Annotated in this window: 13 protein-coding genes; 7 read left to right on the forward strand and 6 right to left on the reverse strand. The window is 68.1% G+C overall.

Translation table 11 applies throughout. The features are described from left to right. Positions 1-884 precede the first annotated feature (884 nt). Together secA and M8859_RS23525 are read left to right on the forward strand one after the other, a co-directional pair. Entirely contained in the window at positions 885-3,749 is a 2,865-nt protein-coding gene (secA, locus tag M8859_RS23520) for a preprotein translocase subunit SecA (RefSeq protein WP_159920631.1), read from the forward strand. Positions 3,750-3,864: 115 nt separating this feature from the next. Beyond that, positions 3,865-4,242 carry a YybH family protein gene (locus M8859_RS23525; RefSeq protein WP_159920633.1) on the forward strand — a complete coding sequence of 126 codons (378 nt, stop codon included), beginning with the start codon at positions 3,865-3,867 and terminating at the stop codon, positions 4,240-4,242. Between the two features lie 6 nt (positions 4,243-4,248). On the opposite strand, the gene rsgA is transcribed toward M8859_RS23525, so the two are convergent. The 3 genes from rsgA to M8859_RS23540 form a co-directional block, all read right to left on the reverse strand. Beyond that, positions 4,249-5,130, reverse strand: coding sequence for a ribosome small subunit-dependent GTPase A (gene rsgA, locus M8859_RS23530; RefSeq protein ID WP_195069498.1), 882 nt, complete (start codon positions 5,128-5,130; stop codon positions 4,249-4,251). A 116-nt stretch (positions 5,131-5,246) separates the two neighbouring features. After that, positions 5,247-6,539 carry a 3-phosphoshikimate 1-carboxyvinyltransferase gene (gene aroA, locus M8859_RS23535; RefSeq protein WP_159920635.1) on the reverse strand — a complete coding sequence of 431 codons (1,293 nt, stop codon included), beginning with the start codon at positions 6,537-6,539 and terminating at the stop codon, positions 5,247-5,249. 218 nt (positions 6,540-6,757) lie between these two features. Next, entirely contained in the window at positions 6,758-8,266 is a 1,509-nt protein-coding gene (locus tag M8859_RS23540; RefSeq protein WP_159920637.1) for an aldehyde dehydrogenase family protein, read from the reverse strand. 166 nt (positions 8,267-8,432) lie between these two features. On the opposite strand from M8859_RS23540, the gene M8859_RS23545 reads away from it, so the two are divergent. After that, positions 8,433-9,233 (forward strand): SOS response-associated peptidase, encoded by an 801-nt coding sequence (locus tag M8859_RS23545; RefSeq protein WP_159920639.1) that lies wholly within the window; start codon positions 8,433-8,435, stop codon positions 9,231-9,233. A gap of 171 nt (positions 9,234-9,404) precedes the next feature. Here the strand turns inward: M8859_RS23545 and M8859_RS23550 are convergent, their stop codons facing one another. Together M8859_RS23550 and ybaK are read right to left on the reverse strand one after the other, a co-directional pair. Beyond that, the gene (locus M8859_RS23550) at positions 9,405-9,719 is read right to left on the reverse strand and encodes a hypothetical protein (protein WP_159920641.1); all 315 of its coding nucleotides are present in this window, start codon (positions 9,717-9,719) and stop codon (positions 9,405-9,407) included. 73 nt (positions 9,720-9,792) lie between these two features. After that, positions 9,793-10,287, reverse strand: a complete 495-nt coding sequence (gene ybaK / locus M8859_RS23555) for a Cys-tRNA(Pro) deacylase (protein ID WP_159920643.1) — start codon at positions 10,285-10,287, stop codon at positions 9,793-9,795. Positions 10,288-10,583: 296 nt separating this feature from the next. Here ybaK and M8859_RS23560 point away from each other — a divergent pair, with 296 nt between their 5' ends. Together M8859_RS23560 and rsrA are read left to right on the forward strand one after the other, a co-directional pair. Continuing rightward, positions 10,584-11,216: a sigma-70 family RNA polymerase sigma factor gene (locus M8859_RS23560; RefSeq protein WP_195069574.1), complete on the forward strand. Its 633-nt coding sequence runs from the start codon at positions 10,584-10,586 to the stop codon at positions 11,214-11,216. A gap of 20 nt (positions 11,217-11,236) precedes the next feature. After that, positions 11,237-11,503 carry a mycothiol system anti-sigma-R factor gene (rsrA, locus tag M8859_RS23565; protein ID WP_159921271.1) on the forward strand — a complete coding sequence of 89 codons (267 nt, stop codon included), beginning with the start codon at positions 11,237-11,239 and terminating at the stop codon, positions 11,501-11,503. A 77-nt stretch (positions 11,504-11,580) separates the two neighbouring features. Here the strand turns inward: rsrA and M8859_RS37710 are convergent, their stop codons facing one another. Then, complete coding sequence (locus M8859_RS37710) at positions 11,581-11,655, reverse strand: 50S ribosomal protein bL37 (protein ID WP_022597109.1); 75 nt, start codon at positions 11,653-11,655, stop codon at positions 11,581-11,583. A 90-nt stretch (positions 11,656-11,745) separates the two neighbouring features. Between M8859_RS37710 and M8859_RS23570 the strand changes: the two genes are divergently transcribed. Together M8859_RS23570 and M8859_RS23575 are read left to right on the forward strand one after the other, a co-directional pair. Further along, positions 11,746-11,961 (forward strand): biotin/lipoyl-binding carrier protein, encoded by a 216-nt coding sequence (locus M8859_RS23570; protein WP_159920645.1) that lies wholly within the window; start codon positions 11,746-11,748, stop codon positions 11,959-11,961. A 22-nt stretch (positions 11,962-11,983) separates the two neighbouring features. After that, the gene (locus M8859_RS23575) at positions 11,984-13,498 is read left to right on the forward strand and encodes a sensor histidine kinase (protein WP_159920647.1); all 1,515 of its coding nucleotides are present in this window, start codon (positions 11,984-11,986) and stop codon (positions 13,496-13,498) included. The last annotated feature ends 7 nt before the right edge of the window (positions 13,499-13,505 follow it).

The raw sequence follows: 13,505 nt of genomic DNA on the forward strand, positions 1-13,505 counted from the left end.
CCTTTGCGGCATTTTCCGACGAATTCGACGCACCACCCGAACCCCGAGGCCGCGACACGCCCCCCTACGAGCTCGGCAACCTCGATTCGATCACAGCGCGAACCGCGATGCACGGCCGCAGCGTCCGGCCGCCCACGTGTCGAAGCATCACCGCGCCACGCTGCCGGACCCGGGCGGGTAGTCGCGCATGTGACGAAGTCGCCAGCGGCTCCGCCGGCGACCCTCCCTTCGCGACGAGTCGAGCGCCGAGTAGCGCGGGGACCACATACGGCCCGTTTCGACCCGGCCACCGGTTCAGCGTGAGGTGAAGCACTACCGTTGTGCTCGGTCCGCGTCCGGGCCGCGTGCCGTGCATGTGCCGAGGTCACTACGGGCCCCGTTGGACCTGCCACCTACGTGTTCAGCATCTTCAGGTGGTGCCGTACCCACTGCGAGACCACGGAGGCCCGCCACCGGTTCGGCGTGAGATGATGCATCAAGTTGGGCTGACCCGTGCGCGGGCGATAGTCCCACATGTGACCAAGTCGCTACTGCTCCCGCTGGAGCTGCCACCTGGCGTGTCGAGCATTTTCAGGTGGTGCCGTGCCCACTTTGCGTGACCACACAGGCCCGACCACCGGTTTCGAGCGAAGCGAGACCGAGCATTGTCCGTTCGCGGCCCGGCTCGCGTCCGAGTGGCCGCCGCGTCCGCGACGAAGTCGCCAGCGGCGGTCGCTCGGACGCGAGCCACCAGGGGGCCGCGAACACGCAGCGCCGCAGGCGCTGCAAATCAGACAGAGCATTACCATGAAGCATGCAGCGGATTCCGCGCAACCGCGTGGGCCCGCACCGGCCCGGGGGCCGACGACAGATTTGACACACCGACCAGAGGACTGACGAGACCCGTGCCTGCGCTGACACTGACGAGGTTGCTTCGGATTGGTGAGGGTCGCATAGTCAAGCGGCTCTCGAATTTCGCCGACCAGGTCCTCGCCCTCGAGCCGGATTACGAGGACCTCAGCGACGCCGAGTTGCGGGCCAAGACCGACGAGTTCCGCGAGCGTTACGCCGAGATGGTCGAAGAGGGCGAGAGCGATCCGCTCGGCCAGCTGATGGCCGAGGCGTTCGCGGTCGCGCGGGAGGCGTCCTGGCGGGTGCTCAGCCAGAAGCACTACAAGGTGCAGGTCATGGGTGGCGCCGCGCTGCACACCGGCAATATCGCCGAGATGAAGACCGGTGAGGGCAAGACCCTCACCTGTGTGCTGCCGGCCTACCTGAACGCGATCAGCGGTGATGGTGTGCACGTCGTCACGGTGAACGACTACCTGGCCAAGCGTGACGCCGAGTGGATGGGCCGCGTGCACCGCTTCCTCGGTCTCGAGGTCGGCGTGATCCTGTCCGGCATGAGTCCCGCGCAGCGGCGGGTGGCCTACAACGCCGACATCACCTACGGCACGAACAACGAGTTCGGCTTCGACTATCTGCGCGACAACATGACCCACTCGCTGGACGACCTGGTGCAGCGCGGGCACAACTTCGCCATCGTCGACGAGGTCGACTCCATCCTGATCGACGAGGCCCGCACCCCGCTGATCATCTCCGGCCCGGCGGATGCCTCGTCGAAGTGGTACGCCGAGTTCGCGCGCATCGCGCCGCTGCTGAAGAAGGATCTCCACTACGAGGTCGACATCAAGAAGCGCACCATCGGCGTGCACGAGGCGGGCGTGGAGTTCGTCGAGGATCAGCTCGGCATCGACAATCTTTACGAGGCCGCGAACTCGCCGCTGGTGAGCTACCTGAACAACGCCATCAAGGCCAAGGAGCTCTACACCCGCGACAAGGACTACATCGTCCGCGACGGCGAGGTGATCATCGTCGACGAGTTCACCGGCCGCATCCTGGTCGGCCGCCGCTACAACGAGGGCATGCACCAGGCGATCGAGGCCAAGGAGGGGGTGGAGATCCAGCCGGAGAACCAGACCCTGGCCACGATCACGCTGCAGAACTACTTCCGCCTCTACGACAAGCTGTCGGGCATGACCGGCACCGCCGAGACCGAGGCCGCCGAACTGCACCAGATCTACAACCTCGGCGTGGTCCCGATCCCGACGAACAAGCCGATGATCCGGGCCGACCAGTCCGACTTGATCTACAAGACCGAGGAGGCCAAGTTCTCCGCAGTGGTCGACGACGTCACCGAGCGGCACGAGCGGGGGCAGCCGGTGCTGATCGGCACGACCAGCGTCGAGCGTTCGGAGTACCTGTCCAAGCAGTTCACCAAGCGCGGTATTCCGCACAACGTCCTGAACGCGAAGTTCCACGAGAAGGAAGCCGAGATCATCGCCGAGGCCGGCCGGCCGGGCGCGGTGACCGTCGCGACGAACATGGCGGGCCGCGGTACCGACATCGTGCTCGGCGGCAACCCCGACATCATCGCCGATATCCTGCTGCGCAAGCAGGGTTTCGACCCGGTGGAGACGCCGGAGGAGTACGAGCGCGCCTGGCTGCCCACGCTCGATCAGGTCAAGGCCCAGACCGCCGAGGACGCCGACGCGGTGCGTGACGCGGGCGGCCTCTACGTGCTCGGCACCGAGCGGCACGAGTCGCGTCGCATCGACAACCAGCTGCGCGGCCGCTCCGGTCGTCAGGGTGACCCGGGCGAGTCCCGCTTCTACCTGTCGCTGGGCGACGAGCTGATGCGGCGGTTCAACGGCGCCGCGCTGGAAGCGATCATGACGCGGCTGAACCTGCCCGACGACGTGCCGATCGAGGCGAAGATGGTGTCCAAGGCCATCAAGAGCGCGCAGACGCAGGTCGAGCAGCAGAACTTCGAGATCCGCAAGAACGTCCTCAAGTACGACGAGGTGATGAACCAGCAGCGCACCGTCATCTACGGCGAGCGCAACCGGATCCTGCGCGGTGAGGACATGGAGGGCCAGGTCCAGGAGATGATCACCGACGTGATCACCGCCTACGTGGACGGCGCCACCGCCGAGGGCTACGTCGAGGACTGGGATCTGGACAAGCTGTGGTCGGCGCTGAAGACGTTGTACCCGGTGAGCCTGGACTACCGGGACCTGACCGGCGAGACCGAGGTCGGCGAGGCGGGCGAGCTGACGCGCGAGGAGCTGCTCGAAGCGCTGCTGGACGACGCGCACGACGCCTACGCGCGGCGCGAGTCCGAGATCGATGGCCTCGCGGGCGAGGGCAGCATGCGCAATCTGGAGCGGCAGGTGCTGCTGTCGGTGCTCGACCGCAAGTGGCGCGAGCATCTCTACGAGATGGACTATCTCAAGGAGGGCATCGGCCTGCGCGCGATGGCGCAGCGCGACCCGCTGGTGGAGTACCAGCGCGAGGGCTTCGACATGTTCACCGCGATGCTCGACGGTCTCAAGGAGGAGTCGGTCGGCTTCCTGTTCAACCTGCAGGTCGAGGTGCAGCAGCCGCAGCCGGAAGGCGTCGCCGTCAGCCCCGGTCTGCGTTCCCCGGTCGGTACGGGGGCCGCGCCGCGTCCCCTTCCCACCGAGGAGGCTCCCGTCGCGAACGGGCACGGTGCGCCCGCGGCTCTGCGCGCGCGGGGCATCGATGACACCGCCCCGCGTGGTTTCAGCTACTCCGGCCCCGACGAGGGCGGCCGGGCCGCGGTGCACAGCGACGCCGAGGAGTACGGCGCCGACGGTGGTCCGCAGCCCACCCGCCGTGAGCGCCGCGAGACGGCCCGGGCGGAGGCGAAGGGCCGGCGCGGCCCGAAGTCCCGCCGCCGCCACTGATCCGCTGAACCGCGAAGGCGGTCAGGGTTTTCCTGGGCGCCTTCGTCGTGTTCGGACAGCCGGCAGCCGCGCCGAACTCGCACATCAGCCGGGTGAACCGGAGTATCTTCCTGGCGTGGACCGCGCAGCTGTCGAAGCATGGGTCGCCGGATACGAGCGAGCCTGGCGGTCGGCGGGCACGCGGCAGCTCGCCGACTTGTTCACCGCGGACGCCGGGTACCTCGTCTCGCCGTGGGCCCAGCCACTGACCGGTCTCGGCGCGCTCGCGGACTTCTGGGAAGCCGGCCGGGACGGGCCCGGCGAGCCGTTCACCATGCGATCGACGATCGTCGCGGTGGAGGGGGACACCGCGGTGGTCCGGGTGGAGGTGGAATACGCGCGAGACACGCCGGCACGGTGGCGAGACCTGTGGATCCTGCGCTTCGACGATGCGGGCCGCTGCGAGTGGTTCGAAGAATGGCCGTTCGCGCCCGGACAGCCGGACGGGCACTGATCCGGGCTACCAGGAATCGTTGGAGTTCAGGGCGACGAGCAGGCGGCGAATGGCGGCCACCCGGTGTTCCTTGCCGGTGATCTGGTCCAACGCGCACTCGGGGTCGGCGGGCGGACCGAGATGGGTACAGCCGCGCGGACAGTCCTCGATGGCTTCGGCGAGATCGGTGAAAGCGGCGATGACGTCGTCCGGGGTGATGTGGGCCAAGCCGAACGAGCGCACGCCCGGTGTGTCGACGACCCAGCCGCCGCCCGGCAGCGGCAGCGCGACCGACTGGGTGGAGGTGTGCTTGCCCTTGCCCACCCCGGAGACCTCGCCCACCGCCCGCTCCGCATCCGGCACGAGACGATTGACCAGCGTGGATTTACCGACGCCGGAGTGGCCGATCAACGCGGTGAGGTGATCGGTGAGCAGATCCAGCACCGGATCGAGCGGGTCATCGATGCCGCCGTAGACGATGGTGAGGTCGAGATCCTCGAAGGCGGCGGCGAATTCGGATTCGGCGGCCAGATCGTGCTTGGTCAGGCACAGAACCGGTTGCAGCCCACCGGCATACGCGGCGACCATGGCGCGCTCCACGAAGCCGGTGCGCGGGGGCGGATCGGCGAGCGCGACCACGATGAAGAGTCGTTCCGCGTTGCCGACGACGATTCGCTCGAACGGATCGGTGTCGTCGGCGGTGCGGCGCAACACCGTTCGGCGGTCGGTGACCCGAACGATGCGGGCCAGGCTGTCCGGTCGCCCGGACAGGTCGCCGACCACATCCACCCGGTCGCCGACCACGATCGGGGTGCGGCCCAGCTCCCGCGCCCGCATCGCGACGATCCGGCGTTCCGGATCGCCGCCGAGGACACACCCCCAGCGGCCCCGGTCGACCGCGACCACCATGGCCGACTCGGCGTCGCTGTGCTGCGGCCGGGTCTTGGTGCGGGGACGGGAACTACGCCCCGGACGAACCCGGACGTCGGATTCGTCGTAGCTGGCCGTGGATCGTCGCCCCTTCGTCAGCGCGCCGCTCCTTCGTCGGATAGCGCGGGTTCGAGCATCCGCTCCCACAGGGCGACGAAGTTCGGCAGGGTCTTGGCCGTGGTCCCGATGTCCTCGATCTCGATGCCGGGTACCCGGAGGCCGAGAATGGCTCCGGCCGTGGCCATCCGGTGGTCGGCGTAGGAATGCCACTTGCCGCCGTGCAGTTCGGTGGGCACGATCTCCAGTCCGTCCTCCGTCTCGGTCACCTTGCCGCCGAGACGGTTGATCTCGGTGGACAGCGCGGCCAGCCGGTCGGTCTCGTGCCCGCGCAGGTGGGAGATGCCCCGCAGCACGGAGGGGGAGTCGGCCAGCGCGGCCAGCGCGGCGACGGTGGGGGTCAGCTCGCCCACGTCGTGCAGGTCGATGTCGATGCCCGCCAAGCGGTCGGGGCCGTGCACGGTGAGTACGCCGTCGAAGATGCGCGCTTCCGCGCCCATCCGCACCAGGATCTCGCGGATCACGTCACCAGGCTGGGTGGTCAGCCGCGGCCAGTGCGGGATGCTGACCTCGCCGCCCGTGATCGCGGCCGCGGCCAGGAACGGGGTGGCGTTGGACAGGTCCGGCTCGATCTCCCAGTCCACCGCGCGAATCGGGCCGGGCTCGACGGTCCAGGTCTGTGCTGTGAAGCTGTCCGCGGGCGCCTGCACCCGCACGTCGGCGCGGCGCAGCATCTCCACGGTCATCTCGATGTGCGGCATCGAGGGCAGCGCCTTGCCGTCGTGGCGCACCACCAGGCCCTCGTCGAAGCGCGCGGCCGACAGCAGCAGGCCGGAGACGAACTGCGAGGAGCCGGAGGCGTCGATCGTCACGCTGCCGCCGCGCAGCGCGCCCGTGCCGTGCACGGTGAACGGCAGCGCGTCGCCGTCGATATCGGCGCCGAGCGCGCGAAGTGCGTCCAGGATGGTGCGCAGCGGGCGGATCCTGGCCTGTTCGTCCCCGTCGAAGGCGACCTCGCCTGCCGCGAGCGCGGCGACCGGCGGCAGGAAGCGCATCACCGTGCCCGCGAGCCCGCAGTCGACCGTGCCGCCGCCCAGCGGCGCCGGGGTGACGGTCAACGTGTCGCCTTCGCCCTCGATGTTCGCGCCGAGCGCGCACAGCGCCGCGATCATCAGGTCGGTGTCCCGGCTGCGCAGCGCGCCGGTGATCGTGGAAGGGCCGTCGGCCAGGGCAGCCAGGATGAGTGCCCGGTTGGTGATCGATTTCGACCCGGGCAGGGTCACGGTCGCGTGTACGGGGACTTCGACATGGGGCGCTGGCCAGAAGTTCACTCGTCCATCATCACACGCGGGGAAGTAACCGCCGGATCGGATGCCGCGGCGCGGCCGCGTGGTTGTGCGCCCGAGTCCTGTTTGCGCGGTTCGGGCGCGGACCATGTCCTCGCGATCAGCGTCGCGGAGTCCGTTCGCCGGGGCCGGATCGCTCTACTACCACCTGATATGGGGCCGGGTAGTCGACCAAGTCGAGTGTCCGGCCCCACGCGGGTTCCTTACTTGTTCCGCCCGTGCAGGAACGGAACGAGCTTGCGCAGCAGCTTCATCGTGGCGTCGGTGCGGCTGTAGCTCAGCAGCGCCATGCCGGGAACGGTGAAGCGCTGCACCGCGATCGAGTGCGGGCGGGCGAACTCGCGCAGACCCGGTTCGCCGTGGATGCGACCGATGCCGGAATCGCCGACGCCGCCGAAGGGCAGGCCGGGGATGGCGGCGAAGGCCAGCACGGAGTTCACCGAAGTCGCGCCGACGCGCAGCCTGCGTGCGATGTCCAGGCCGTTCTTCTTCGAGTAGACCGCCGAGGACAGCCCGTACTTGGAGTTGTTGGCCAGCTTCACCGCCTCGTCCACGCCGTCGACGGTGCGGATGGTGATGGTCGGGCCGAAGGTCTCCTCGGCCACCGCCTCGGAATTCTCGTCGGTGTCGACCAGCACGACCGGTTCGATGAACGGCGCCTTGACCGATTCGGGCCCGCCGAGCACCGCGGTGCCGCCGTTCTTCAGCGCGTCGTCGATGTGGCGGCGCACGATGTCCACCTGGCTCGGCATGGTCATCGGGCCGTAGGCGGCCTTGTCGTCGGAACCGGGCTTGATGTCGCTGAGGATGCGCTTGACCTCGGCGACGAACTCCTCGCGCACCGAGCGGTCCACATAGACCCGTTCGACGCCCGCGCAGGTCTGGCCGCTGTTGGCGGTGGCGCCCCAGGCGACCGCGTCGGCCGCGGCTTTGACGTCGGCGTCGGCGGCGACGATCACCGCGTCCTTGCCGCCGCATTCCAGCAGCACGGGGGTGAGCCGCTCCGCGGCGGCCGCCATGATCCGCTTGCCGGTGGCGGTGGAGCCGGTGAACGCGATCTTGTCGACCTCCGAACGCACCAGCGCCGCGCCGGTGGCGCCGTAGCCGTTGATCGTGATGAAGACGCCCTCGGGCAGTTCTGGATTGGCCTCGGCGAAGGCATCGGCGAGGAAGTTGCCGATGCCGGTGGAGAATTCGCTCGGCTTGAACACCACGGTGTTACCCGCGGCCAACGCGTAGGCGATGGAGCCGTTGGGCGTGTAGACCGGGTAGTTCCACGGTCCGATCACGCCGACGACGCCGAGCGGGCGCTGCTCGAGCCGGGCGCTGAAGTTCGACATGAGCGCGCCGGGGGAGACGCGCTTGGGGCCGAGCACCTTCTTGGCGTTCTTGGCCGCCCAGGAGATGTGCTCGAGCGCGAGCATCAGTTCCAGGAAGGCGTCGTCGCGCGGTTTGCCGTTCTCGGCGTGGATCAGCTCGCAGAACTCTTCCGATTTCTGCACCAGCTTGCTCGACCAGCGCAGCAGGTGCGTGCGCCGCTCGTCGAAACTCAGCGCGCCCCAGGTGGCGGCCGCGGCGCGGGCCTTGGCGACCGCGGCGGCCACCGCGGCCTCGTCGGCGATGACGTGCGTGCCGATCACCTCGCCTGTCGCCGGATTGACCGACGTCAGTGCCGTGTCGTGGTCGGCCGGTTTGGTGTCGGTTGATGTCACAGTGGGTCTCCTCTTGCCGTCTGCGGTGGACGGTCGATGCGGCGCGTCTGGGTGGACGGGCGACCGCCCTTCCGATGAGAGAATGCTATGCCACAACTCTCAACAGGTCATCAGCTATGCGTCAATTGTCTCCGACACTGTCGGTGGCGGGTGGGACTATCGGGATATGTGCGGACGATATGCGACCACGACCAACCCTGGCAGGCTGGCGGTCGAGTTGGATGCGATCGACGAGACCGAGACCGAGACCGAGACCGCTGAGGAGAGCTCTTTCGCCAACTACAACGTCGCTCCGACCACCCAGGTCCTGACCGTCGTCGAGCGGCACGACCAGGGCCACACCGACGACGACCCGAAGCGGCGTATCAGGCGCATGCGCTGGGGATTGATCCCGGTGTGGACCAAGGCCGCCGAGCCCGGCGTCCCGGTCAAGGGCAAACCGCTGTTCAACGCGCGCGCCGACAAGGCCGCCACCACGCCGTCCTTCCGCGACGCGGTGAAGTACCGGCGCTGCCTGGTGCCGATGGACGGCTGGTACGAGTGGATCGTCGAGCCGAACGCCGAGAAGGGCGGCAAAGGCAAGGTAGCCAAGCATCCGTACTACATGGCCAACGCGGATGGTTCCCGTCTCTACATGGCCGGACTGTGGTCGGTCTGGCGCGACCGGTCCCAGCCCGAGAGCGAGCCGCTGCTGTCGTGCACCATCCTGACCACCGACGCGGTCGGCGACCTGACCCGCATCCACGACCGGATGCCGCTACCCATGCCGCGGGAGCACTGGGACGCGTGGCTGGACCCGGACCATCCCGCGCCGGCGAGCCTGCTGGAGACCCCGTCCGAGGACGTGGTCGCCGCGATCGTGCCCAGGCCGGTACCACCGCTGGTCAACAGCGTGCGCAACAACGGGCCGGAACTGCTTGCCCGAGTGGACGAGCGAGAACAAGCCGAGCAGATCAGTCTTCTGTGACCGTCCGCGCGCATCGCCCATCTCGAGCGAGACCGGTGCGCGGCCCGGCTCGCGTCCGAACGGCCGCCCGTCGGCGACCGAGCAAAGTGGCGACCGCCCGGACGCGAGATCGTTGTGAACAACCAGCGCCGCATGCGCTGGAGAATCAATACAGCGGCGAATTCGACTCGCCTACAGTGAGCACTTCACGCTCGGCGAGGCGATATTCAGCCCGCACTTGATGATTCCGGCGACGAGGTCGATCAGTTTGGTGGTGACGTTGCCGCTGAGTTTCTCGGCTTTCTCGGCCCTGTCGTCGTCGTCATCGTCGTCGCTTCCGCCGTTGCCGTCGAAGTCGAAGACGCTGTCGTCGTCGACGTGGGTCACAGGCGGGGTGCCCGGTGCGGCGGCGGCGACGGGGGCTAGCAGGGTTACCGAACCGAGAGCCAAGACGAGAGCTCCGAACAACGCGACGATCATGGTGCGCATACGCTGGTGCGCGGACATTCGCATCACATCCTCGAGTCCGATGGATCTGGCACGTTCAAGTTACGCACAGATCGCGGTGGCAGTGGCTGAATTACGCGGATGTCACGGGCGCGGTCACCGCAGCGGTCAGCCGGATCAGGTCGGCGGGCGCCAACTCGATCTCCAGGCCGCGCCGTCCCGCGCTGCACAGCATCCGGTCCCAGGTCAACGCGGAGTCGTCGATCACGGTGGGCAGCGGTTTGCGCTGCCCGAGCGGGGAGATGCCGCCGAGCACGTACCCGGTCGTCTTCTCCGCCCGCGTCCTGTCCGCCATGCTCGCCTTCGACGCGCCGAGTGCCGCGGCGGCGGCCTTGAGCGACAACGTGTTCGGCACCGGGAGCACGGCCACCGCGAGCGAACCGGTGGCCAGCTCGATGACCAGCGTCTTGAAGATCTGCTCGGCCGCGACGCCGAGTTCGGCGCCCAGCGCGTCGACCGCCTCGGTGCCGTAGGAGTCGGCGCGCGGATCGTGCTTGTAGGTGTGCACGCGATGGGGCACTTTCGCTTGGGTCAACGCGCGGATCGCCGGTGTCGCACCTGCTGCCATGGGCCGAACTCTAACGGCGGCCGCGGCGCGATCCGCAAGTGATTTCCCCGTGGACTCGCCGCGAGCCCAAGGAGGCGGGAACACCGGGAGGGCCGGGCATGTTGTAGCCGGTACACAGCGCTCGGATTGATTTCCACCGCGTGAGCAGGCCCTATGAAGACGTGAAGGAGATGCCTGTGCCCGTGCTGCTCGACGACCGTCCGGTAGGGACCGAGGTGTCCCCGACCGAAGGCGGATTCTTCTTCGATATGCCGAAGCCGGTAGATTTGGCAGGTACGGCGATCGAAGGGACAGGTGTGACGAGCGACGATGACGTGGCGGCCGACGATGTCGGCACCGTCGACGATGCCGAGCTGGCACAGCGGTTCGAACGGGACGCGCTCCCGTTGCTCGACCAGCTCTACGGCGCCGCGCTGCGCATGACCAGGAATCCGGCGGACGCCGAGGACTTGGTCCAGGAGACCTATGTCAAGGCCTATCAGGGATTCAAGTCGTTCCGGGAGGGCACCAACCTGCGTGCCTGGCTGTACCGGATCCTGACGAACACCTACATCAACTCCTACCGCAAGAAGCAGCGCCAGCCCGCGCAGTACCCGACCGACGAGATCACCGACTGGCAGCTGGCCGCGACCGCCGAGCACACCTCGCAAGGACTGCGTTCGGCCGAGGTCGAGGCGCTGGACGCGTTACCGGACGACGACATCAAGGCCGCGCTGCAGGAACTCCCCGAAGAGTTCCGTATGGCGGTGTACTACGCCGACGTCGAGGGCTTCCCGTACAAGGAGATCGCCGACATCATGGGCACCCCCATCGGTACGGTGATGTCCCGGCTGCACCGCGGCCGGAAACAACTGAAGGGTCTGCTCGCCGATGTCGCGCGCGAGCGTGGTTTCAACCGTTCGGGGGAACGCCAGGAGGTCAAGCAGTGAGTACCGAACGGGACCCCGACATGGAGCTCGACTGCACGGCGGTGCTCGCCGACGTGTGGTTGATGCTGGACGGGGAATGCGACGAGGCGACCAGGGCCCGGTTGCAGCACCACATGGAGCATTGCAGTCCTTGTATCGAGGCCTACGGCATCGAGGAGAAGGTCAAGAGCCTGCTCAGCCGCAAGTGCGGCGGCGACCGCGCGCCCGAGTCGCTGCGGGAGCGGCTGACCATCGAAATCCGCCGGGCGGTCGTCACCAAGGAGACCTCGGTCGAGACCTCGGAGTGACCGGTTCGTGAAACGCGAGCGGCACGCCTTCCTACGGGAAGTGCGTGCCGCTTCGTGCTTGCGGGCCGAGCGTCGCCTCAGGCGTTGGGCCGCTTGCCGTGGTTGGCCGCATTGCCCTTGCGGCTACGCTTCTTACGTCCGCGCTTACCCATGAGTAGTCTCCCTTCTGGTTGAAGGCCATTCTTTCACGTGTGGTTGGCTGTACCGTCAGCGGATACAGGGCAACGAGTGAATGGGGTGCCATGGCTGAGGAAGTGCTCGCCGAGTTGGTGTCGGTCGTCTACCAGGTGGTCGTGCAAGAGGGCGACGCGGTGCGGGAAGGCGACACCTTGGTGATCCTCGAGTCGATGAAGATGGAGATCCCGGTGCTCGCGGAGTCCAGTGGCACGGTGACTTCGATCGGTGTCAAGGAAGGCGACGCGATCAAGGCGGGCCACCTGATCGCCGTCATCTCCTGATCGATTACGGCGGTAGATCTGCATGGCGACCCTGAGCGAGCTGCTGGCCGAGCACACCGACCTACCCGGCGTCGCCGTGGATCATCTGCAGCGGGTGGTCGGGGATTGGCAGCTGCTGGCCGATCTGTCCTTCGCCGATCTGCTGTTGTGGGTCGGTGCGGGCCCGGTGACGGAAGGCGCGGACATCGTGTGTGTCGCGCAGTGCCGTCCCACCACCGCGCCCACCGTGCACCAGGAGGACATGGTCGGCACCCTGGCTCTCCGGGCCGACCATCCGCAGGTGTTCGAGGCCCTGATGTCCGGCGACATCGTGCGAGCCGACAGCGACGTCGAGACATCCGGCGTCTACCACCCGCGCCCGGTGCACGCGATTCGTGAGGCCGTCCCGGTGCGCTGCGGCGACGACGTGATCGCGGTGCTGAGCCGGGACACCGAAGGGCAACGTTCCCGGGTACGCAGCCAGTTGGAGAGCGCCTACGTGGCGTGCGCGGACGATCTGTGCCAGATGATCGCCGACGGCACCTTTCCGACCACCGAGGATCGCGCGGCCACCCATTCCAGCCCACGCGCGGGGGACGGCTTCATCCGGCTCGACACCGAGGGCATAGTCGTCTACGCCAGTCCGAACGCGCTGTCGGCCTACCATCGGATGGGCTTGCAGGCCGACTTGGCCGGGCAGGATCTCGCGGTCACCACCCGCTCCTTGATCACAGACCCGTTCGACGCCCAGGAAGTGGTCGGCGACATCCAAGCCGCGCTGGCCGGGCGGACCGGGCGGCGGATGGAGGTCGAGGCGCGCGGCGCCACCGTGCTGCTGCGCACCCTCGTGCTGCGCCCGCACGGGGAACTGGCCGGCGCCGCCGTGCTCGTCCGCGACGTCACCGAGGTCAAGCGCCGCGATCGCGCGCTGCTGAGCAAGGACGCCACCATCCGGGAGATCCACCACCGGGTCAAGAACAACCTGCAGACCGTCGCCGCGCTGCTGCGCCTGCAAGCCCGCCGCACCGAGAACGAGGAGGCGCAGGTGGCGCTCACCGAGTCGGTGCGCAGGGTCACCTCCATCGCGTCGGTGCACGAGATGCTGTCCATGTCGGTGGACGAAGAGGTCGATCTGGACGAGGTGGTCGACCGGCTGCTGCCGATCATGGCTGACGTGGCTACGGTGCACACCGCGCGGATCAAGGTCCGCCGGGCGGGCTCGCTCGGCGTCTTCTCCGCCGAACGCGCCACCCCGCTGGTGATGGTGCTCACCGAACTGGTGCAGAACGCCATCGAGCACGCCTTCGATTCGGGCGAAAACGGCACGGTGACAATACGTTCCGAGCGTTCGGCCCGCTGGCTGGACGTGATCATCAGCGACGACGGCCGCGGTCTGCCGCCCGGTTTCAGCCTGGAATCCTCTGATCGGCTCGGCCTCCAGATCGTCCGCACCCTGGTCACCGCCGAACTCGGGGGCTCCATCGGGCTGCATCCCGGCGCCGATATCGGCACCGACGCCGTCCTGCGCGTCCCGCTGGGCCGTCGTTCAGGTCGCTGACCGTTCT

Source organism: Nocardia sputi (assembly GCF_023501985.1).

Bases quoted from the DNA above. Each gene is read 5' to 3' on its own strand.
- rsgA (WP_195069498.1), bottom strand. From the start codon at position 5,130: ATGGTGGTCGCGGTCGACCGGGGCCGCTGGGGGTGTGTCCTCGGCGGC.
- M8859_RS23545 (WP_159920639.1), top strand. From the start codon at position 8,433: ATGTGCGGACGATATGCGACCACGACCAACCCTGGCAGGCTGGCGGTC.
- M8859_RS23550 (WP_159920641.1), bottom strand. From the start codon at position 9,719: ATGTCCGCGCACCAGCGTATGCGCACCATGATCGTCGCGTTGTTCGGA.
- ybaK (WP_159920643.1), bottom strand. From the start codon at position 10,287: ATGGCAGCAGGTGCGACACCGGCGATCCGCGCGTTGACCCAAGCGAAA.
- rsrA (WP_159921271.1), top strand. From the start codon at position 11,237: ATGGAGCTCGACTGCACGGCGGTGCTCGCCGACGTGTGGTTGATGCTG.
- M8859_RS23570 (WP_159920645.1), top strand. From the start codon at position 11,746: ATGGCTGAGGAAGTGCTCGCCGAGTTGGTGTCGGTCGTCTACCAGGTG.
- M8859_RS23575 (WP_159920647.1), top strand. From the start codon at position 11,984: ATGGCGACCCTGAGCGAGCTGCTGGCCGAGCACACCGACCTACCCGGC.